Below are 20,518 nucleotides of genomic sequence, written 5' to 3' on the forward strand. Positions count from 1 at the left end.
GCCAGGCGCGGCCCGGGAGTACGGTCCTCCCGGGCCCCGTCTGTTTCCGGCTCTTCTCGTGCCTCTTGAGCACACCGCGTGCACAGTCTCGTCATAGTGAGTGCCACTACGGTCCACATCTTGCCGTGACCGCGCTCCTTGGGGGAGACGAGACGATGATGTCCGAGCACACGCCACAGCAAGCCCCGCACGATACGGCGACCGGCTTCCCGGCGCAGGACGCGGCGGCCGTACGCGCCTACGCGGGCGCGTTCTGCGGCAGGCCGGCCGCGGCGGCGGACCTCGCCACGGCGGTGCTGACCGGCCGGCCGGGACCCGCGGCCCGCACGGACCTCCTCGCCGACGTGCGGCGGACGGCGTTCGGGTGGCTGCGGGACGACCGCGCCGGACATCTGCGCCCCGGGTTCCGGGACTGGGCCCGGTGGGCGGGCGGGACCTTCGGCACGCAGGACACCCTGCGCCGCGTCGAGCACGACGCGCTGCTGCTGCGGGCCTTCGCAGAGCTGGCCGAGCAGTCGCGGGCCGCCCTGTGGCTGTGCCTCGCGGAGGACGAACCAGCCCTCGCCGCCCATGTGTTGAGCACCTCGGAGGAGTTCGCGGCGGCCATGGCCGAGTCGGCCCGCTCCCGCCTCGCCGACACCTTCCTGCGGCTGCGCGCCGAGCACACCGCGGACGCCCGCTGCGTGCACTACGGCGGCATGCTCGGCGCCATCGCCCGCGGCACGCACCGCGAGACCCCGGCCGACCTCGAACAGCACCTGGAGACCTGCGAGTTCTGCGCCCACGACATCGCGTTGCTGCGCACGCTCACCTCGGGCGGTACGCGGGAGTTACGGCCCCTGCTCGTCGACCGGCTCCTGGTGTGGGGCGGGCCCGCCTACCGCTCGGCGAGGGCCGGGCGCGCCGACGGACCCGTTCCGGCCCCGGTGGAGCGGACCTCGCGGTCCGGGCCCGGTGCCTGGGCCAGAGCGGCGTTACGGGGCGGGGCGGCGTTACGCGGCGGGGCGGGACCCGGGACCGGACCGGACACGGGCCCGCGACCCCCCGAGGCCGGATCGCCCGCCACCCCCTCGGACCCTCCGGCGCCCCGGAGCGCCACCGACGCCTCTGACGTCGCACCGGCCCCGCGCCGTCCCGTGGTCGCCCTGGCCGTCGCCGTCGTGGTGACGGCCGTCGCCACCGGCGTCACGCTGAACCTGCTGTCCGACACCGGGTCGGGAGCCGCCGTGAACTCCTACGTCCCGCCGCCCGCCGGGCCCACGCCGGCCCCGTCGGTCTCCTCCTCGGCCTCCCGGGGCACGGGCACCGTGCTCGCCACCGTCCCGCTGAAGAGCGCGGCCGCGACCGGGAGCTGTGTGCGCGCCGCCGCCGGTGACTCCCCGGACGACGTCCCCGCGCCGGCCGTCTGCGACGGGGGCGCGGAACAGCGGTGGCGGGTCGTCGACATCGGGGGCGGGGCCGTCGGCCTGCAGCACGTGGCGTCGGCGTTCTGCCTGGACATCGCGGGCTACCGGGCCGTGGGGGACCCGATGCAGATGCGGCCGTGCGCCTACCGGCTGGGCGACACCGCCCCCTACCCGGAGGACCAGGCGTTCCTCCTCCGGGCCCGCCCGGACCGCACCTTCACGCTGCTCTGCCAGGACAACCCGGCCATCGCCGTGGGGGTCACGAACGGCGAGGTCCGCATGCTGTCGGCCGAGGCCGCCGGCCGGGCGGTGCGCTTCGCCCTGGACGAAGCCCTGGACAAGGCACTGGACAAGGCACCGGGCGGCTGAGCCCCCGGTGCCAGAATTCCCCCATGGCGGAAATCCTGCAGAAGGACGGCACATGGATCTTCGACGGCGACGCTCTGCGGCTGACTCCGGGAAGGGACAAGAACGTCGGCCTGCTCCGGAAGTCGCTGGGTGAACTCGTCGTCCCGCTGGGCGCGGTGGCCGGCGTCTTCTTCGAACAGGGCAGGAAGAGCGGCCGGTTGAGGCTGCGGCTGCGCGACGGCGCCGACCCCCTGCTGCACGCGACCGGCGGCCGGCTGACCGAGCCGCACGACCCGTACCAGCTCACCGTCGAGTCGGACCGCTACGGCGTCGCCGAGTACTTCGTGGACGAGGTCCGCAACGCCCTGCTCCTGGACCAGGTGCCGGCCGGCCCCGTGGACGGATACCTGCTGCCCGGCCCGGCCGTGCCGCTCGCGGTCTCCGCGGGTGACGGCACCGCGTCCTTCGACGGCGAGCACATACGTCTGGAGTGGAACTGGAAGACGGAGGACGCCAAGGCCTCCGCCGGCCCCCGCACCCTCGCCCTGGCCGACGTCGTCGCCGTGGAGTGGCAGCCCGCGGTCGGCCTGGAGAACGGCCACCTGCGCTTCACCGTCCGGCACGCCCCGACCAAGGCGCCGGCGAAGTACGACCCCAACGCGGTGGAGCTGTGGGGCTTCAGGAAGGACCCGCTGATGGCGTTGGTCGCGGCGGCGGTCCAGGCCAGGCTCCCCCACCCGGCCCGGGCCGCCGCCGTCGACGTACGGAAGACGCTCACCGCGCGACCGGAGACGCCCTCTCCCCCGGTCGCCCCCGCCGAGGACGGTCACGACGCCCTCCTGCGCCGGCTGCGCGAACTCGGTGAGCTGCACCGCACGGGTGTCCTCACGGACGAGGAGTTCACCCTGGCCAAGCAGGCGGTCCTCAAGCGGATGTGACAGGCGCGCGGGGGACGCTACTTGGCCCTGCGCGCCACGGTGAAGTGGTCGATGCGGTCGCCGGTCTCGGCGATGCCCGACACCTTCAGCCGGGCGTAGTGGCCCTTCGCCGCGGGCTCCACGTCGACGCGCAGGAAGGAGTAGTTGAGGTAGCGCACCCGGGACCAGGCGACCGTCTCGTCGACCTTGCCGTCCTTGGTGTTGACGAAGGAGGAGACGGACTCCCGCTCGTTCAGGTGCCCCTCGTAGGAGTCGGGCGCGGAGAACGCGTACAGGCTGCGGCCCGCGGCGCCCGCCGTGACGTAGACGACGCCCTCGGTCTCGGGGTACGCGGTCCCGCCGATCGGGAGCTTCTTGGCCACCTTGTCGCCCTTGATGACGTCGGTGCGCTCGTACTGGTGGTTGTGGCCGTTGATGACCAGGTCCACCTTGTACTTCTCGAACAGCGGCACCCACTCCTGGCGCACGCCGCCTTCCGAGGCGTGCGCCGTGGAGGTGCAGTAGGCGCAGTGGTGGAAGAACACGATGACGAAGTCGATGTCCTTCGCGGCCCGGTACTTCCGGAGCTGCCCCTCGAACCAGGTGGTCTGGGTGCCGCCGGAGAGGCCGAGGTTGGCCGGGATCTCGTAGGAGACGTCGTTCGGGTCCAGCGAGATGATCGCCGTGTTGCCGTAGACGAAGGAGTAGACGCCCGGCAGGTGCTTCTTGTCGGGTCCGTTGTCGGGGAGCGTGAAGCGGGCCTCCTCGCCGCCGTAGCCGTTGGGCGAGTACCAGGCCTCCATGTCGTGGTTGCCGTACGACACCATCCACGGCACGGACTTGGCGACGGACTCGGTCTGGGCGAGGAACTGGTCCCACACCCGCGAGTCGAAGCCGGTGTCGGCGGTCTTGCCCGCGCCGGACGGGTCGGCGTAGGCGATGTCGCCGGCGTGCAGGTGGAAGGCCGGGTTCTGGCCGAGGAGCAGGCTGTCGTTGGCCAGGCCGTGGTAGCTGACGCCCTGGTCGCCGAAAGCGGTGAAGGTGAACGCCTTCTTGTGCGCGGGCGCGGTGGTGAAGGTGCCCAGGGTGCCGGTCAGGTGCGGCTCGGCGGGGTCGAAGCCCTGGTGGCCGACGCCGTAGTAGTAGGTCTGGCCGGGGCGCAGGTGGGTCAGCTTCGCGTGCAGGTAGTACTGCGTGTGGTCGCCGCTGGCGCCGACGCCGGCCGGCGTGTACAGGGTGCGCACCTCGGCCTCGATCTTGCGGGAGAGGTCCCAGGGGCGGGCGCCGATCCGGATGAAGGGCTTCTTGACCGCGACCGGCACCTGCCAGGAGACGGTCATCTCGGTGCGTGCGTCGTTGCCGTAGGCGAGGTGGCGGCCGAAGGGGGCGACGAGGGCGCCGTCGACGCTCTCGGCACTGGCGAAGGTCCGGGTCGGGGTGGCGGCCTGGGCGACGGCGCCCGGCACGAACGCGCCACCGGCGACGGCGCCCAGCGTGACGGCGCCGCCTCTGATCATCGTGCGCCGGGAGAATGTGGCGCGCAGGTACTCGTGCTGCTCGGCCATGCTCATGCGCTCGGCGAGCTGCTCGGGTACTCCCATGCGAGGAATGTCCATGGCGTCTGAAACTCGTCGCCATGAGCAACGAGGTGTGGGACACAGGATGGACAGCGCACGAACAGACGTTCATAAGAACATCAACAGGCTCCTGCCCGATATCGGGCAGGATTCTTGCGAAAAGGCTGCCGGTACCCCAGGATCTACCGGGTGCACGACGAACTCGTTGATCATCTGACGCGGTCCACGCCCCTGAACCGGGGCGAGGCACTGCGCGTGATCCAGGACGTGCTCGCCTTCTTCGACGAGACGACCGAGGACTACGTCCGTCGCCGCCACCGCGAACTCCAGACCCAGGGCCTGGTGAACACGGAGATCTTCGGACGGATCGAGGCGGAACTGAAATATCGAGCGGTGTCACCGCCGGAGCTGACGCTCAGGCAGTTGCGCCGCATGGTCTACGGCTAGGGGACACAGCTACATGTGCGGAATTGTCGGATACATCGGGAAGCGTGATGTCGCCCCCCTGCTCCTGGAGGGCCTGCAGCGCCTCGAGTACCGCGGCTACGACTCGGCGGGCATCGTCGTCACCTCGCCGAAGACGGCCGGGCTGCGGATGGTCAAGGCCAAGGGCCGCGTCCGCGACCTGGAGGCCAAGGTCCCGGCCCGCTTCAAGGGCACCACCGGCATCGCCCACACCCGCTGGGCCACCCACGGCGCCCCCTCCGACGTGAACGCCCACCCGCACCTGGACGCCGAGGGCAAGGTCGCCGTCGTCCACAACGGCATCATCGACAACGCCTCCGACCTGCGCCGCAAGCTGGAGGCGGACGGCGTCGAGTTCCTCTCCGACACCGACACCGAGGTCCTCGTCCACCTCATCGCGCGCTCCCAGGCGGAGAAGCTGGAGGACAAGGTCCGCGACACCCTGCGGGTGATCGAGGGCACCTACGGCATCGCCGTGATGCACGCCGACTTCAGCGACCGCATCGTCGTGGCCCGCAACGGCTCCCCGGTCGTCCTCGGCATCGGCGAGAAGGAGATGTTCGTCGCCTCCGACATCGCCGCGCTGGTCGCCCACACCCGGCAGATCGTGACGCTGGACGACGGCGAGATGGCCACCCTCAAGGCCGACGACTTCCGCACCTACACCACCGAGGGCACCCGCACGACGGCCGAGCCCACCACCGTCGAGTGGGAGGCCGCCTCCTACGACATGGGCGGCCACGACACGTACATGCACAAGGAGATCCACGAGCAGGCCGACGCCGTGGACCGCGTCCTGCGCGGCCGCATCGACGACCGCTTCTCCACCGTGCACCTCGGCGGCCTCAACCTGGACGCCCGCGAGGCCCGCCAGATCCGCCGCGTGAAGATCCTCGGCTGCGGCACCTCCTACCACGCGGGCATGATCGGCGCCCAGATGATCGAGGAGCTGGCCCGCATCCCCGCGGACGCCGAGCCCGCCTCGGAGTTCCGCTACCGCAACGCGGTCGTCGACCCCGACACCCTGTACGTCGCCGTCTCCCAGTCCGGTGAGACCTACGACGTCCTCGCGGCCGTCCAGGAGCTCAAGCGCAAGGGCGCGCGGGTGCTCGGCGTCGTCAACGTGGTCGGCTCGGCGATCGCCCGCGAGGCGGACGGCGGCATCTACGTGCACGCGGGTCCCGAGGTCTGCGTGGTCTCCACGAAGTGCTTCACCAACACCACGGTCGCCTTCGCGCTGCTCGCCCTGCACCTGGGCCGCACCCGCGACCTGTCGGTCCGCGACGGCAAGCGGATCATCGAGGGCCTGCGCAGGCTGCCCGCGCAGATCACCGAGATGCTGGAGCAGGAGGAGCACATCAGGAAGCTGGCCGAGCAGTACGCCGAGGCCCGCTCCATGCTCTTCATCGGCCGCGTCCGGGGCTACCCCGTGGCGCGTGAGGCCTCCCTGAAGCTCAAGGAGGTCTCCTACATCCACGCCGAGGCCTACCCCGCCTCCGAGCTCAAGCACGGCCCGCTGGCCCTCATCGAGCCGGCCCTGCCCACGGTCGCGATCGTCCCCGACGACGACCTGCTGGAGAAGAACCGCGCCGCCCTGGAGGAGATCAAGGCCCGCAGCGGCCGGATCCTGGCGGTCGCCCACCAGCACCAGGAGAAGGCCGACGAGACCATCGTGGTCCCGAAGAACGAGGACGAGCTGGACCCGATCCTGATGGGGATCCCGCTCCAACTCCTGGCGTACCACACGGCCCTGGCCCTGGGCCGCGACATCGACAAGCCGCGGAACCTCGCCAAGTCGGTGACGGTCGAGTAGGACACTCAGGGGCGCGGGGAACTGCGCGAGCAACCCCCACTGCCCGCAGAGGCCGAACAACGAGGACGGACCCCACGTGATGCCACCCGGCACCGGGGGTCCGTCTCGTCGCCGGGGAGCCGCCCAACCCCCCAGCCCGCGCAGCTAGCCGGTGGCCGTCACGCCCCGGCCGGCCGCACGCCTCGACAGCACCGTCGGCCAGTGCGCGAGCAGCGCGGTCGCCGCGTACCAGGAGACCGCCCCCGCCGCCACGGCGAACCAGCCCCCGACCTTCGCGAGACCGTCGTTGTCGGCGAACACCCCGATCGCGAGCAGCACGAGGGACACGAAGAACAACCCGTAGGTGGCCTGGCCGAGTTGGTCGCCGCCCGCGAGGGCCAGCGAGAGCGCCACCAGGGCGAACAGCAGCAGGAACAGACCGGCCGCGTTCTCGGAGACCTGGCTGTCCGCCGACACGGCCCATGTGAACCACAGGGCCCCGAGCGCCGCGAACGCCGTACCGGAGACGGCGTCGCCGTCGCGGAAGGCCAGCAGGCCGGTGACGAAGAGGGCAACGCCCCCCACGTACTGGGCGATTGACAGGGCGTCAGCGGCTGTCACGCCGTCGATCACGGCGGTGTGGCCGAGGCCGAACGCCAACAGGGTGATTCCCAGGGCCAGTCGGCCGACGGCTGTGGTGGTCGCGATTCCCGCGGAGACGTCTTTGTCCACGGCGGGCTCCCTTCGTGCGGGTGCGGTGGTGCGATGACCCCTATATGCCCTTCACAAGGGCACAAACACCTCTACGCACGAGTAGCTTCGCCCATCCCACCAGGGAGAACGGCGAGTTACGGAATGACGATGACGGGCCGCTTCGCCCGCTTGGCGAGCCGTCCCGCGACGGAGCCGAAGATGCGGCCGACGATCCCGTGGGTGGAGCCGACGACGATCGCGTCCGCCTCGTACTCCCGCCCGACCTCCTCCAGCTCGTGGCAGATGTCGCCGCCGCGCTCGACGAGGATCCAGGGGACCTCGGCCAGGTAGTCCGCGCAGGCGAGCTCGAGGCCGAGCACCTCGGTGCGGTGGTCCGGCACGTCGACGAAGACCGGTGGCTCGCAGCCGGCCCACACGGTGGTGGGCAGCCGGTTGGCGACGTGCACGATGATCAGGCCCGAGCCGGAGCGATGGGCCATGCCGATCGCGTACGCCAGGGCGCGCTCGCTGGATGTGGAGCCGTCGAAGCCGACCACGACGCCGTGCTTGAAGGCGGGGTCGCAGGAGTGGCGTGGCTCTTCCGCCGCCAGGGGCTCGGCCGCCGTCGGATCGGCGACGGGCCGCTTGCGGTCCGCTGGTTCGAAGAATTCGTGACCGGCCATGGCTGTCTCGGCGTTGTGATCCTTGTGTGGGAGGGACGACCGTGTGCGGCGGAGCTGTGTCCGGGAATCATCTTCCCAACCCCATACCCCCAAGGGTACGGCGGCACGCCTCCTTAGCCCAGAGCCCGCCCTCGGTCCGTGGGGGTTCCAGGGAGCATGCACGAGCAGGCGCCCGTAACGCAATGGTTGCTGCGCTGTACAGGCGGTTTGCACAGGATGCGGGCGGCCTCCCCGCCCCCGGACCACCGGACGGCCCCTCGACACAGTGACCGAAGGGTCGAACAGGCGTTGAACCCATGACCCACGCCGCAGGGAGACGCCCCAGGGAGAACGCGATGACCGGACACCGACCGCCCTCCGAGGACTCCAGCACGGAGGTGGTCCGCTGGGCCGTCTTCAGTTGCGTCCTCGTCCCCGTGGTGCTCGTCTGGTACGGCACCTCGCTGGCCGGCGCGACGGGCACCGCCCTCGGCCTCGCCGCCGTCACGGCCGTCTGCCGTATCCTCCTGCGCCAGTCGGAGCGCGGCGCCGCCCGTCTGCACGCCGAGGAGGGGGCGCCCCGTCGTGGCCGTCGCCACAGGAGCGGGACCGGGACCCGTCGAGGCGGTCGTCACACCGGGGGAAATACACCGGTCGGCTGACCGGTTTCCATGCACCGCGACGATTCTTTTCAGCCAACTTCCGCGTTGGGCGTGTCCCTTGGTCCAAGCACCCCCCAACCCCCGTTCCACCTGCACGAATAGGGTGTCCGAGGCCCTGTGCACCCTACGTGGATTAGCCACCGCCACAAGGCGCACTTCCCTGCACGGCCCACGAGTGCAACGCTTCGTGATCGAATGCTTTACGCCAAGTTGCCATGTCGACAATGTGCCGGATGACGAACTGGTCACGCCGACACCACGGGACACAGTAGATTCGATCTTGACGTCTTACGGCGGGGGACTCGTGCAGGACCGAGGGGAAACGTGCAGGAGCGACACAACCGAGGAGCCGCGACCACCGAGGGGGGCTTAGCAGTATGAGCCACGACTCCACCGCCGCGCCGGAAGCCGCGGCCCGGAAGCTTTCCGGGCGCCGCCGCAAGGAGATCGTCGCGGTGCTGCTGTTCAGCGGCGGCCCCATCTTCGAGAGTTCCATACCTTTGTCGGTGTTCGGGATTGACCGCCAGGACGCCGGCGTGCCGCGCTACCGACTACTGGTGTGCGGCGGCGAGGAAGGCCCACTGCGGACCACAGGGGGCCTGGAACTCACCGCACCGCATGGCCTGGAAGCGATCTCACGCGCGGGCACGGTCGTCGTACCGGCCTGGCGCTCGATCACTTCGCCGCCACCGGAGGAGGCGCTCGACGCGCTGCGCCGGGCGCACGAGGAAGGCGCCCGCATCGTCGGACTGTGCACCGGTGCCTTCGTGCTGGCGGCGGCGGGCCTGCTGGACGGCCGCCCCGCGACCACACACTGGATGTACGCGCCGACGCTGGCCAAGCGCTATCCGTCGGTGCACGTCGATCCACGGGAACTCTTCGTGGACGACGGCGACGTACTGACCTCGGCCGGTACCGCGGCCGGAATCGACCTCTGTCTCCACATCGTGCGGACGGACCACGGCAACGAGGCGGCCGGCGCGCTGGCCCGCCGCCTGGTGGTCCCGCCGCGCCGCTCGGGCGGTCAGGAGCGCTACCTCGACAGGTCTTTACCAGAGGAGATCGGCGCCGACCCGCTCGCCGAGGTCGTCGCCTGGGCGCTGGAGCACCTCCACGAGCAGTTCGACGTGGAGACGCTGGCGGCCCGCGCGTACATGAGCCGTCGTACGTTCGACCGCCGGTTCCGCTCGCTGACGGGTTCGGCCCCGCTCCAGTGGCTGATCACCCAGCGGGTGCTGCAGGCGCAGCGGCTGCTGGAGACGTCGGACTACTCGGTGGACGAGGTCGCCGGGCGCTGCGGCTTCCGCTCGCCGGTGGCGCTGCGCGGGCACTTCCGCCGGCAGCTCGGCTCGTCGCCGGCCGCCTACCGGGCCGCGTACCGGGCCCGCCGTCCGCAGGGCGACAAGCCGGTGGACAGCGACGGTCCGGTGGGGGGCCCGACGGGTCCCGCGCCGAGCGCGCCGGTGCCGCTGCACCCCGAGGGCGGTCCGGTGCCGCTCCAGACCCGCCGCACCCCGGCCCCCGTGGGTCCGCCCTCGGAGAACGGCCGCGAGCTGTACGTCGGCGGCCGGGCGAGCCTGCCGGGGCAGCGCAGCGGCACGTGACGTCCTGACGCCGGGCGTGGTCCGTGAGGGCCCGCCCGGCGTTCCGGTGCCCGGCACCGACGCGGGGCGCCACAAAGAGGGACGTCAGCCGTAGGGTGTTCGCATGAACGATCGCATGGTGTGGATCGACTGCGAGATGACCGGCCTCTCGCTGTCCGACGACGCGCTCATCGAGGTTGCCGCCCTCGTCACCGACTCCGAGCTCAACGTGCTCGGCGACGGTGTGGACATCGTCATCCGCCCGCCGGACCAGGCGCTGGAGACGATGCCGGAGGTGGTGCGTCAGATGCACACCGCGTCCGGGCTGCTCGAGGAGCTGTCCGGCGGCACGACCCTCGCCGACGCCGAGGAGCAGGTCCTCGCCTACGTCCGCGAGCACGTCAAGGAACCCGGCAAGGCCCCGCTGTGCGGCAACTCCGTCGGCACCGACCGCGGTTTCCTGCTGCGGGACATGCCCACCCTGGAGGACTACCTCCACTACCGGATCGTGGACGTCAGCTCCGTCAAGGAGCTCGCCCGGCGCTGGTACCCGCGGGCCTACTTCAACAGCCCGGACAAGAACGGCAATCACCGCGCCCTCGCCGACATCCGCGAGTCCATCGCGGAGCTGCGCTACTACCGCGAGGCGATCTTCGTCCCGCAGCCCGGACCCGACTCGGACACCGCGAAGACGATCGCCGCGAAGCACGTCCTGCCTGCGCGGTAAAGCCGGGCGCGAGCACCCCTTCCGACCCTGTACACTTTTTCTCGGCCGGTCGGAGAGATCCGAACAGCCGAACATGGTGGGTGTAGCTCAGTTGGTAGAGCACCTGGTTGTGGTCCAGGTGGCCGCGGGTTCAAGTCCCGTCACTCACCCCAATCACCTCAGCCGGTGACCTTGGAGACAAGGTCACCGGCTGAGGTCGTTTCAGGGACCGGGCGCCTTGAGGAAGGTCCGCGCGGCCTTGCGGAAGGCCGCGACCAGCCGGCTCCGCTCCTCGGCGCGGGTCGCGAGCACCACATGGGCCGGCTCGACACCGTGCATCGGGACCGCGGTGACATCGGGGCGGAGCGTTCCGGCCCGGGGCAACGCCGTGATGGCCAGGGCCTGTCCGGAGGCGACGAGTTCGAACTTGTCCTCCAGGGCGTCGGCGAGGGGCCCGTCGGGTGCCGGGCGGCCGTCGGGGCGGGGGTCAACGCGCCAGTACGCGTTCCACGCCGGGTCGGCCACCCGGACCAGCGGCTCGTCGGCGATGTCGTCGAGGTGGACGGACTCCCGGCCCGCGAGCCGGTGGCCGACGGGCAGCACCAGCACCCGGGGCTCCTCGTAGAGGACGGTCACCTGCGCCCCGTCGGTCGGGTACGGCAGCCGGGTCACCAGGACGTCGACCTTGAGCTCGGGCAGGACCGTGGTCCGCTCGGTCCAGTCGACGTGCGCGGTCCTGACGTCGGCGTCCGGGAAGCGCTCCCGCAGCGCGCGCACCGCCGGGGTGACGATGATCCCCGCCGTGTACCCCACGGTGATCCGGCTCGGCTCGGCGGCCGCCCGGGCAAGGCTCGCCGCCTGGGTCGCCGCACGCAGCAGGGCCTTCGCCCGGGGCAGGAAGACCTCCCCCGCCTCGGTGAGCCGGCTCCCCTGCGGGGTCCGCTCCAGCAGCCGGGCGCCTAGCTGCTGCTCCAGCCGCCGGATCTGCCGGCTGAGGGACGGCTGTGTGATGTGCAGCGCTTCGGAGGCCCGCCCGAAGTGCCGGTGCTCGGCGACGGCCGTGAAGTACCGGACCAGCCGGAGGTCGAGGTCGGTCATGCCTAAAGCGTACGTCCGCCGTCACCGCCATTCCCGGACCGCAATGGCTTCCACCTGCGGTGATGCCTGTTCCGTATTGCGTCATACGAAACAGGCTTTGGACGGTCGCGGGGCCGCCTTCGCACGCTGAGAAGGCATGCGACTCATGCGTTCACTCGTCACAGCGAAGGATCACCATGCGTGTATTCGTCACCGGTGCGACCGGCTTCGTCGGTTCCGCCGTCACCCGTGAGCTGCTCGGGGCCGGGCACGAGGTCGTGGGCCTGGCCCGTTCGGACCGGGCCGTGCAGGCGCTGAGGGCCGTGGGGGCGGAGGCGCACCGCGGGGACCTGACCGACCTCGACAGTCTGCGCCGGGGTGCCGAGGCCGCCGACGGCGTCGCCCACCTGGCCTTCATCCACGACTTCGGCAACCTCACCGCCTCGGGCGAGGCCGACCTCAGGGCGATCGGGGCGATCGGCGAGGTGCTCGAAGGCACCGGCAAGCCCCTCGTGGTCACCTCGGGACTGCTGACCGCGCCCGGACGCCTCGGCACCGAGGAGGACCCCGCCGACCCGGACTCCCCCGGCCGGCACCGGCTCGCCTCGGAGACCGCGACGCTCGCGCTCGCCGAACGCGGGGTGAGCTCGTCGGTGCTGCGGCTGCCCCCGAGCGTGCACGGCGAGGGCGACGCCGGTTTCGTGCCCATGTTCATCAATCTCGCCCGCGACAAGGGCGTCTCGGCCATGGTCGGCGACGGCTCCAACCACTGGGCCGCCGTCCACCGGCTCGACGCGGCCCGGCTGTTCCGGCTGGCCCTGGAGGCGGCACCGGCGGGCGTACGGCTGCACGCGATCGGCGACGAGGAGGTGCCGTTCCGCGAGATCGCCGAGACGGTGGGGCGGGGGCTCGGCGTGCCGGTCACGAGCGTGACCCCCGAGGAGGCGACGGACCACTTCGGCTGGCTCGGCCACTTCGCCGCCATCGACATGCGGGCCTCGGGCGCGCTCACCCGGAAACTGCTGGACTGGCGGCCGGAGCACCCCGCCCTGATCCCGGACCTGGAGGCCGGCCACTACTTCGGGAAGGCGTGAGCCCCTGCCCGGCGCGCACCGCGCGACCGTGGCGCGGAAGGCCGTAGCGCGGAAGGCCCTCCCGCCGCAGCGGCATCAAGAGGTTGAACGCAGGGATCACCGGCGGCGGCCCCGGTGCCGGTGAGCGCCGGGGTCAGGAGGACGCTCGCTCCACCAGCTCCGTGGCCAGGACCACCTGCCTGCGCTCCAGTTCCCGGGACACCGCCGGGCGGCGGTCGGCGATCTCCGAGAGGAGGAGGTCGATCATGTGGCGGCCCATCTCCTCGATGGGCTGGCGGACGCTTGAGAGGGGCGGGTCCATGTGGCGGGCTATCGCCGAGTCGTCGTAGCCGACCAGGGCCACGTCCGAAGGGATGGCGCGGCCCTCCTCGCGCAGGACCTGGCGGGCGCCCGCCGCCATGACGTCCGAGCCGGCGAAGACCGCGTCCAGGTCGGGGCGGCGGGCCAGCAGGTTCGTCATCGCCCGGCGCCCGCCCTCCTCGGTGAAGTCACCGGGCTCGATCAGCCGCTCGTCCACCTCGTGGCCCGCGTCGCGCAGGGCGTCGCGGTAGCCGTCGACGCGCCGCTGGGCGCCGTACACGTCGAGGCGGCCGGTGATGTGCGCGATCGCGCTGCGACCGCCGGCGAGCAGGTGCTCCACCGCCGAGCGGCCGCCGCCGTAGTTGTCGGAGTCCACCGACGGGAGGGTCTCGGCGGCCGAGCGCGGGCCGCTGATCACCGCCGGGATCTCTAGCTGGGACAGCAGGTCGGGCAGCGGGTCGTCGGCGTGGACGGACACCAGCAGGACGCCGTCGACCCGGTGCGCGGCCAGGTACTGGGCCAGCCTGCGGCGTTCGCGGTCGCTGCCCGCGAAGATCAGCAGGAGCTGCATCTCGGTTTCCGAGATCTCGGCGCCGACGCCCTTGAGCATGTCCGAGAAGTACGGCTCGGCGAAGAACCGGGTCTCGGGCTCGGGCACGACCAGCGCGATCGCGTTCGTGCGGTTGGCCGCGAGGGCGCGCGCGGCCGTGTTCGGGACGTACCCGAGTTCCGCCACCGCCGCCTCGACCGCCGCCCGCGTGGCGTCGCTGACCCGGGGCGAGCCGTTGATCACCCGGGAAACGGTCCCCCGGCCGACGCCGGCGCGCGCGGCGACCTCTTCGAGGGTGGGCCGGCCACCGCTCCGGCTCCGCGCTCCGTGGCTTGCCATGGGCTCCGCCCTTCCCACCGTGTCTCTAAGCTGGCCTGGAATTTAACAGTCCCGCGTGTGGACGTGACTGTCGCGGGGGTCACCGCCCCCGCACCGCAGGGCCACGTGCGCGAGCGGTGGCGGTGTCGAGCGGGTCCAGTTAACGGGCTGATAACTGAACGCATCTCCCCTCGCCGACTCCCTTGACACCCTCGCTCCGACCCGCGAACCTTCAACACATCACCGATGGGAGCGCTCCCACGGTACCTGACACATAAATTTCCCGCACGTTCCCCGCCCGAGCCGCAGCAAGAACTAACGGGTCCAACAACGCAGTTGGCCGGGGGGTCGGCACGTCAGGCAACAGGAGGACGCAATGCGCACGACTACCCGCCGGTCCCACCGGCTGTTGGCCCTGGCGGCCGTCGCCGCACTGACAACCGGAGTGCTGGCAGGCTGTGCCGGCGACTCGGACGACGGCGACTCGTCGGGCTCGGGCAACAACGCCGGAGGCGGCAAGACCACGCTGACCATCGGCACCTTCGGGGTCTTCGGCTACAAGCAGGCCGGTCTGTACGACGAGTACATGAAGTCACACCCCGACATCACCATCAAGGAGAACGTCACCACCCGTACCGACGTCTACTGGCCGAAGGTCCTCACCCGGCTCCAGGCCGGCTCCGGCACCGACGACATCCAGGCCATCGAGGTCGGCAACATCACCGAGGCCGTGCAGACGCAGGGCTCCAAGTTCGTCGACCTCGGCAAGGACGTCGACAAGTCGCAGTGGCTGGACTGGAAGAACGCCCAGGCCACCACCCCGGACGGCAAGCTCATCGGGCTCGGCACCGACATCGGCCCGATGGCGATCTGCTACCGCAAGGACCTGTTCGAGAAGGCCGGTCTGGAGACCGACCGCACCAAGCTCGCCGCGCAGTGGAAGGGCGACTGGAACAAGTACGTCGACCTCGGCAAGCAGTACATGAAGAAGGCGCCCAGCGGCACCAAGTTCGTGGACTCCGCCTCCTCGGTCTACAACGCGGTCCTCAACGGTGAGAGCGAGCGCTACTACGACAAGAGCGGCAAGGTCGTCTGGGACAAGTCCAACGGTGTGAAGAACGCCTGGGACGTCGCGATGTCCGTGGCCACCAGCAACATGTCGGCGAAGCTCAAGCAGTTCGACAAGCCGTGGGACCAGGGCTACGCGAACGCCTCCTTCGCGACCGTCGCCTGCCCCGCCTGGATGATCGGCTACATCCAGGAGAAGTCCGGTGACGCCGGCAAGGGCAAGTGGGACGTGGCCGCCGCGCCGACCGCGGGCAACTGGGGCGGCTCGTTCATCGGCGTGCCGACGGCGGGCAAGCACCAGAAGGAGGCCGTCGAGCTCGCGAAGTGGCTGACCGCGCCCGAGCAGCAGGCCAAGGTCTTCGCCAAGCAGGCCAGCTTCCCGTCGACCCCGTCGGCGTACTCCTCCCTGCAGCCGGCCCCCGCCACCACGGAGTTCTTCAGCAACGCCCCGATCACGCAGATCTTCTCCGACTCGGCGAAGACGATCCCGGCGCAGGTCTTCGGCGTCAAGGACCAGCCGATCAACACCGCGCTGACCGACATCGGCATCCTCCAGGTCGAGCAGAAGGGCAAGTCCCCGGAGCAGGGCTGGGACGCTGCCACGAACGAGATCAAGGACGTGCTCGGCCAGTGACAAGCCCCAAGCAGGCACTCGCGCATCCCGCGTCGAGCGTCGAGGCCGCGCCCGGCTCCCAGCCGGGCGCGGCCCGGGGCGCTGACGGTCGCGGTACGCCGCCCGAGGGCAAAAGCCCCTGGCGCAGCAGGCTGTACCGCTGGGACATGAAGGCGTCTCCGTACGTGTTCATCGCCCCCTTCTTCGTCATCTTCGGGGCGTTCTCCCTGGTCCCGCTGCTGTACACGGCCTGGTACTCGCTGCACGACGTGCAGTTGTCCTCGCTGGACACCCAGACCTGGGCGGGCCTGGACAACTACAAGAACCTGCTCAGCTCGGACTTCTTCTGGAACGCCCTCAAGAACACCTTCACCATCGGTCTGATCTCGACCGTGCCGCAGCTCATGGCGGCGATCGGGCTCGCCCACCTGCTCAACTACAAGCTGCGCGGCTCGACCGTGTGGCGGGTCGTGATGCTCACCCCGTACGCCACCTCGGTGGCGGCGGCGACCCTCGTCTTCACGCTGCTGTACTCGTGGGACGGCGGCATGGTCAACTGGCTGCTCGACTTCGTAGGCATCGACCCCATCAACTGGCGTGAGTCCGACTGGGGTTCGCAGTTCGCGGTCTCCTCGATCGTGATCTGGCGGTGGACCGGCTACAACGCGCTGATCTACCTGGCGGCGATGCAGGCCATCCCGGCCGACCTGTACGAGTCGGCGGCGATCGACGGGGCCAACCGCTGGCAGCAGTTCCTCCACGTGACGGTCCCGCAGCTCCGGCCCACCATCCTGTTCACGGTGGTCGTCTCCACCATCGGCGCGACCCAGCTCTTCGGCGAGCCCCTGCTGTTCGGCGGGGTGAGCGGTTCCAAGGGCGGCTCCGAGCACCAGTACCAGACGCTCGGCCTGTACATGTACGACCAGGGCTGGATCATCGGCAACCTCGGCAAGGCGTCCGCGATCGCCTGGTCGATGTTCCTGATCCTGTTGATCATCGCCGCGATCAATCTGCTGGTCACCCGACGGCTGAGGAAGTCCCAATGACCACCAGTGAACTGACGTTGCCGCAGTCCCGCAACGAGGGGCGCCGGTCCCGGCGGGTCATGGGCGCGGGCAAGCAGCTCCACGCGGGCCCGATGACGTACGTCGTCCTCGCGGTCTTCGCGCTCGTCTCGCTGGCACCCCTGGTGTGGACGGCGATCGCGGCCTCGCGCACCGACCGCAGGCTCGCCGAGACACCGCCGCCGCTGTGGTTCGGCGGGAACCTGTTCAAGAACATGCAGACCGCGTGGGACGAGGCCGGACTCGGCACCGCCATGCTGAACAGCGTGATCGTGGCGGGCGCCATCACGATCAGCACCGTGCTGTTCTCCACGCTCGCCGGATTCGCCTTCGCCAAGCTGCGGTTCAGGTTCTCGGGGTTCCTGCTGCTGCTGACGATCGGCACCATGATGATCCCGCCGCAGCTCGCGGTCGTACCGCTGTACCTGTGGATGGCGGACCTCGGCTGGTCGAACCAGCTCCAGACGGTGATCCTGCCGACCCTGGTGACGGCCTTCGGCACCTTCTTCATGCGGCAGTACCTGGTGCAGGCGCTGCCGACCGAGCTGATCGAGGCGGCCCGGGTGGACGGGGCCAGCAGCATCCGGGTGGTGTGGCACGTGGTCTTCCCGGCGGCCCGCCCCGCGATGGCCGTGCTCGGGCTGCTGACCTTCGTGTTCGCCTGGAACGACTTCCTGTGGCCGATCATCGCCCTGAACCAGCAGAACCCGACGGTGCAGGTCGCCCTCAACTCGCTCGGCACGGGCTATGTCCCCGACCAGGCCGTGATCATGGCGGGCGCGCTGCTCGGCACGCTGCCGCTGCTGATCGCCTTCCTCCTGTTCGGCAAGCAGATCGTGGGCGGCATCATGCAGGGCGCGATCAAGGGCTGACGCCGTCGTACGGCTTCTCCCGCACCTCTCCCGGGACCGGGCCGCCTCCGCCGCGGCCCCTGTCCCTCCCCCCCTCCCCCTTCATCCGTCGGTCCGACGACCTCCAATGGGAGCGCTTCCATGCCAGAGCCCGAATCGCCGGCGACCCCGGTGACCTTTCCCCCCGCCTTCCTGTGGGGAGCCGCGACCTCCGCCTACCAGATCGAGGGCGCGGTGCGCGAGGACGGCCGTACGCCCTCCATCTGGGACACCTTCAGCCACACCCCGGGCAAGACGGCCGGTGGCGACCACGGTGACATCGCTGTCGACCACTACCACCGCTACCGCGACGACGTGGCGCTCATGGCCGACCTGGGCCTGACGGCGTACCGCTTCTCGATCTCCTGGTCCCGGGTGCAGCCGACCGGCCGCGGCCCCGCGGTCCAGCGGGGCCTGGACTTCTACCGCAAGCTCGTGGACGAGCTCCTCGCGCACGGCATCAAGCCGGCCGTGACGCTCTACCACTGGGACCTGCCCCAGGAGCTGGAGGACGCGGGCGGCTGGCCGGAGCGCGACACGGCGTACCGGTTCGCGGAGTACGCGCAGATCGTCGGGGAGGCGCTCGGCGACCGGGTGGAGCACTGGATCACCCTCAACGAGCCCTGGTGCGCGGCCTTCCTGGGCTACGCCTCCGGGGTGCACGCGCCGGGCCGTACCGACCCCGCGGCCTCGCTGAAGGCGGCGCACACCCTGAACCTGGCGCACGGACTGGGCACTTCGGCCCTGCGCGCCTCGATGCCGGCCCGCAACTCGGTGGCGATCAGCCTCAACTCCTCGGTCGTGCGGCCCCTGTCGCAGGACCCGGCGGACCTGGCGGCGGCGCAGAAGATAGACGACCTGGCCAACGGCGTCTTCCACGGGCCGATCCTGCACGGGGCGTACCCGCAGACCCTGTTCACGGCCACGGAGCTGCTCACCGACTGGTCCTTCGTCGAGGACGGCGACCTCGCCCTGATCCACCAGCCGCTCGACGCGCTGGGCCTCAACTACTACACGCCCGCGCTGGTCTCGGCCGCCGACCCGGAGGCCAGTACCCCGCGCGCCGACGGCCACGGCAGCAGCGACCACTCCCCCTGGCCCGGCGCGGACGACGTCACCTTCCACCAGACGCCGGGCGAGCGCACCGAGATGGGCTGGACGATCGACCCGACGGGCCTGCACGATCTGATCATGCGCTACTCGCGCGAGGCACCGGGCCTGCCGATCTACATCACGGAGAACGGCGCGGCCTACGACGACAAGCCCGACCCCGACGGCCGGGTCCACGATCCCGACCGGATCGCCTACCTGCACGGCCACCTCGCCGCCGTCCGCCGCGCGATCGCCGACGGCGCGGACGTGCGCGGCTACTACCTGTGGTCCCTGCTGGACAACTTCGAGTGGGCGTACGGCTACGAGAAGCGGTTCGGCGCGGTCTACGTCGACTACACCACGCTGGAACGGACACCCAAGTCCAGTGCCCTGTGGTACGGCCGGGCGGCCCGCTCGGGCTCGCTCCCGGAGGTCCACAGCATCCCGTGACCACTGCGGAGCCGGGGGACGGGGAAGGGGCGCGGCAGCCGAGGGGGCTGCCGCGCCCTACCGCGTACCGGCGGGTTCAGAGAGTGCCCGGCGCCGCGAGCCACTGGGTGGGCTGGCCGGTGACGGTGGCGATGGTCTCGAAGTCGTTGTCGTAGTGGAGCACGATCAGGCCCTGGAGTTCGGCCGTCGCTGCGACGAGAAGATCCACGGCTCCGGCGGAACGGTGCCGCCCCTTCTCCGTGAGCTCCCGCTGCACGTCCCACGCGCGGCTCACGGCCCGGTCGTGCAGCGGCGTCCAGCCGAACAGTGCATCCAGGTCCCGGACCAGTTCGGACCGGTCCTCGGCGTTTTTGGCGCTGTAAAGGAACTCGACCTCGGTCAGCGGACAGCGCGAGATCAGCCCCTCTTCCAGAGGCTTCTCCCACAGGGAGCGGGCGGGGCGCTTCAAGATGCGGACCAGGGCGCTGGTGTCGATGAGGTAGACGGCCGTACTCATCGACGGTAGGTCTCCTTGGCGAGCAACTCGTCGAAGTCCCCGGCATCGGCGCGCGCCGCGAGCCTGGCCAGCGCCAGCGCCCTCTTCTTGCGCTCGACCGCCTCCTTGAGAGCAACGTTGACCGTGTCCTTCTTGGTTTTGGTACCAAACGCTATGGCCGCCTCGGCCAGCAGTTCCTCGTCGATGTCGATCAGCGTCTTGGCCACGGGACCACTCCTGGATATCCGAATTGCATTCCAGTATATCCAGCAGTTCGGGGAGGGGCGTAGCAAAGGTACGCCTTTGGACTGGTTTCTTCCGTACATGACGGGAGAAGTAGGAGGCGACAGTCGACGACCCGGGGGGCCGATGACGGACAGCCATGACTTGGAGCGCGGGCGGCTCGACCTGGCGGACGCGATCGCGACGCTGAGACAACAGATCGCCGAGGCCCAGAGCCGCCCTTCAAACCCCTCGGGCCCTGGCGACCGGGGGGTGCTGTTCACGCTGGGGGAGATCACTCTGGAACTCGGCCTGGAACTGACCGGTGCCCACGGGATCGACGGTGGACTGCGCTGGAGCGTGATCAGCCTCGGCGGCAAGAAGGAGAGCGGTCACAGGGCGACCCACACGGTGACGGTGAAGCTGCAACCTCATCAACCTGACAGTGGCGACATCAAGGTGCGCGACACGGAGTAACCGCCCCAGGGGGAGGC

The 20,518-nt window shown here is 70.5% G+C and carries 20 protein-coding genes and 1 tRNA gene; 14 read left to right on the plus strand and 7 right to left on the minus strand.

Annotation, left to right across the window (positions count from 1 at the left end):
* Positions 1 to 125 precede the first annotated feature (125 nt).
* The gene (locus tag ACZ66S_RS03585; protein ID WP_469899368.1) at positions 126 to 1,775 is read left to right on the plus strand and encodes an RICIN domain-containing protein; all 1,650 of its coding nucleotides are present in this window, start codon (positions 126 to 128) and stop codon (positions 1,773 to 1,775) included.
* A gap of 23 nt (positions 1,776 to 1,798) precedes the next feature.
* Positions 1,799 to 2,692: a DUF4429 domain-containing protein gene (locus ACZ66S_RS03590; protein ID WP_469899370.1), complete on the plus strand. Its 894-nt coding sequence runs from the start codon at positions 1,799 to 1,801 to the stop codon at positions 2,690 to 2,692.
* Between the two features lie 17 nt (positions 2,693 to 2,709).
* Here ACZ66S_RS03590 and ACZ66S_RS03595 read toward each other — a convergent pair whose 3' ends face one another.
* Entirely contained in the window at positions 2,710 to 4,272 is a 1,563-nt protein-coding gene (locus ACZ66S_RS03595; protein WP_469899371.1) for a purple acid phosphatase family protein, read from the minus strand.
* A gap of 165 nt (positions 4,273 to 4,437) precedes the next feature.
* Between ACZ66S_RS03595 and ACZ66S_RS03600 the strand changes: the two genes are divergently transcribed.
* Together ACZ66S_RS03600 and glmS are read left to right on the plus strand one after the other, a co-directional pair.
* Positions 4,438 to 4,695 carry a hypothetical protein gene (locus tag ACZ66S_RS03600; RefSeq protein ID WP_469899372.1) on the plus strand — a complete coding sequence of 86 codons (258 nt, stop codon included), beginning with the start codon at positions 4,438 to 4,440 and terminating at the stop codon, positions 4,693 to 4,695.
* Between the two features lie 13 nt (positions 4,696 to 4,708).
* Entirely contained in the window at positions 4,709 to 6,526 is a 1,818-nt protein-coding gene (gene glmS / locus ACZ66S_RS03605) for a glutamine--fructose-6-phosphate transaminase (isomerizing) (protein ID WP_469899373.1), read from the plus strand.
* 144 nt (positions 6,527 to 6,670) lie between these two features.
* Here glmS and ACZ66S_RS03610 read toward each other — a convergent pair whose 3' ends face one another.
* Together ACZ66S_RS03610 and ACZ66S_RS03615 are read right to left on the minus strand one after the other, a co-directional pair.
* Positions 6,671 to 7,237 (minus strand): GPR1/FUN34/YaaH family transporter, encoded by a 567-nt coding sequence (locus tag ACZ66S_RS03610; protein ID WP_469899374.1) that lies wholly within the window; start codon positions 7,235 to 7,237, stop codon positions 6,671 to 6,673.
* Positions 7,238 to 7,353: 116 nt separating this feature from the next.
* Entirely contained in the window at positions 7,354 to 7,881 is a 528-nt protein-coding gene (locus tag ACZ66S_RS03615) for a universal stress protein (RefSeq protein ID WP_020123262.1), read from the minus strand.
* Positions 7,882 to 8,216: 335 nt separating this feature from the next.
* Here ACZ66S_RS03615 and ACZ66S_RS03620 point away from each other — a divergent pair, with 335 nt between their 5' ends.
* From ACZ66S_RS03620 to ACZ66S_RS03635, 4 genes are all read left to right on the plus strand, one after another.
* Positions 8,217 to 8,522, plus strand: coding sequence for a hypothetical protein (locus ACZ66S_RS03620; protein ID WP_469899376.1), 306 nt, complete (start codon positions 8,217 to 8,219; stop codon positions 8,520 to 8,522).
* Positions 8,523 to 8,899: 377 nt separating this feature from the next.
* Positions 8,900 to 10,126, plus strand: a complete 1,227-nt coding sequence (locus ACZ66S_RS03625) for a GlxA family transcriptional regulator (protein ID WP_365449952.1) — start codon at positions 8,900 to 8,902, stop codon at positions 10,124 to 10,126.
* Positions 10,127 to 10,229: 103 nt separating this feature from the next.
* Positions 10,230 to 10,832 (plus strand): oligoribonuclease, encoded by a 603-nt coding sequence (gene orn / locus ACZ66S_RS03630; protein WP_356099243.1) that lies wholly within the window; start codon positions 10,230 to 10,232, stop codon positions 10,830 to 10,832.
* Positions 10,833 to 10,908: 76 nt separating this feature from the next.
* A tRNA-His gene (locus ACZ66S_RS03635) sits at positions 10,909 to 10,984 on the plus strand.
* Positions 10,985 to 11,033: 49 nt separating this feature from the next.
* On the opposite strand, the gene ACZ66S_RS03640 is transcribed toward ACZ66S_RS03635, so the two are convergent.
* A complete protein-coding gene (locus tag ACZ66S_RS03640) occupies positions 11,034 to 11,909 on the minus strand; it encodes a LysR family transcriptional regulator (protein ID WP_469899378.1) in 876 nt (291 codons plus the stop codon).
* A 176-nt stretch (positions 11,910 to 12,085) separates the two neighbouring features.
* Between ACZ66S_RS03640 and ACZ66S_RS03645 the strand changes: the two genes are divergently transcribed.
* Positions 12,086 to 12,982, plus strand: coding sequence for an SDR family oxidoreductase (locus ACZ66S_RS03645; RefSeq protein WP_469899379.1), 897 nt, complete (start codon positions 12,086 to 12,088; stop codon positions 12,980 to 12,982).
* 133 nt (positions 12,983 to 13,115) lie between these two features.
* Here the strand turns inward: ACZ66S_RS03645 and ACZ66S_RS03650 are convergent, their stop codons facing one another.
* Positions 13,116 to 14,171 carry a LacI family DNA-binding transcriptional regulator gene (locus tag ACZ66S_RS03650; RefSeq protein ID WP_469899380.1) on the minus strand — a complete coding sequence of 352 codons (1,056 nt, stop codon included), beginning with the start codon at positions 14,169 to 14,171 and terminating at the stop codon, positions 13,116 to 13,118.
* Between the two features lie 355 nt (positions 14,172 to 14,526).
* Between ACZ66S_RS03650 and ACZ66S_RS03655 the strand changes: the two genes are divergently transcribed.
* The 4 genes from ACZ66S_RS03655 (at position 14,527) to ACZ66S_RS03670 (ending at position 19,327) form a co-directional block, all read left to right on the plus strand.
* Entirely contained in the window at positions 14,527 to 15,852 is a 1,326-nt protein-coding gene (locus ACZ66S_RS03655; RefSeq protein ID WP_469899382.1) for an ABC transporter substrate-binding protein, read from the plus strand.
* On the plus strand, positions 15,849 to 16,877 hold the full coding sequence (locus ACZ66S_RS03660) for a carbohydrate ABC transporter permease (protein ID WP_469899384.1): 1,029 nt from the start codon (positions 15,849 to 15,851) through the stop codon (positions 16,875 to 16,877). The genes ACZ66S_RS03655 and ACZ66S_RS03660 overlap by 4 nt, the downstream gene beginning before the upstream one ends.
* Positions 16,874 to 17,767, plus strand: coding sequence for a carbohydrate ABC transporter permease (locus tag ACZ66S_RS03665; RefSeq protein WP_469899385.1), 894 nt, complete (start codon positions 16,874 to 16,876; stop codon positions 17,765 to 17,767). Before ACZ66S_RS03660 ends, ACZ66S_RS03665 begins: the two co-directional genes overlap by 4 nt.
* 120 nt (positions 17,768 to 17,887) lie before the next feature.
* On the plus strand, positions 17,888 to 19,327 hold the full coding sequence (locus tag ACZ66S_RS03670; RefSeq protein ID WP_469899386.1) for a GH1 family beta-glucosidase: 1,440 nt from the start codon (positions 17,888 to 17,890) through the stop codon (positions 19,325 to 19,327).
* A 76-nt stretch (positions 19,328 to 19,403) separates the two neighbouring features.
* Here ACZ66S_RS03670 and ACZ66S_RS03675 read toward each other — a convergent pair whose 3' ends face one another.
* Both ACZ66S_RS03675 and ACZ66S_RS03680 read right to left on the minus strand, forming a co-directional pair.
* Positions 19,404 to 19,823, minus strand: a complete 420-nt coding sequence (locus ACZ66S_RS03675) for a PIN domain-containing protein (RefSeq protein ID WP_469899387.1) — start codon at positions 19,821 to 19,823, stop codon at positions 19,404 to 19,406.
* Positions 19,820 to 20,029 carry a type II toxin-antitoxin system VapB family antitoxin gene (locus ACZ66S_RS03680; protein ID WP_469899388.1) on the minus strand — a complete coding sequence of 70 codons (210 nt, stop codon included), beginning with the start codon at positions 20,027 to 20,029 and terminating at the stop codon, positions 19,820 to 19,822. Before ACZ66S_RS03680 ends, ACZ66S_RS03675 begins: the two co-directional genes overlap by 4 nt.
* Before the next feature lie 142 nt (positions 20,030 to 20,171).
* On the opposite strand from ACZ66S_RS03680, the gene ACZ66S_RS03685 reads away from it, so the two are divergent.
* A complete protein-coding gene (locus ACZ66S_RS03685; RefSeq protein ID WP_469899389.1) occupies positions 20,172 to 20,501 on the plus strand; it encodes a trypco2 family protein in 330 nt (109 codons plus the stop codon).
* Positions 20,502 to 20,518 lie beyond the last annotated feature (17 nt).

The sequence above is a fragment of the Streptomyces sp. NPDC107471 genome (assembly GCF_055582845.1).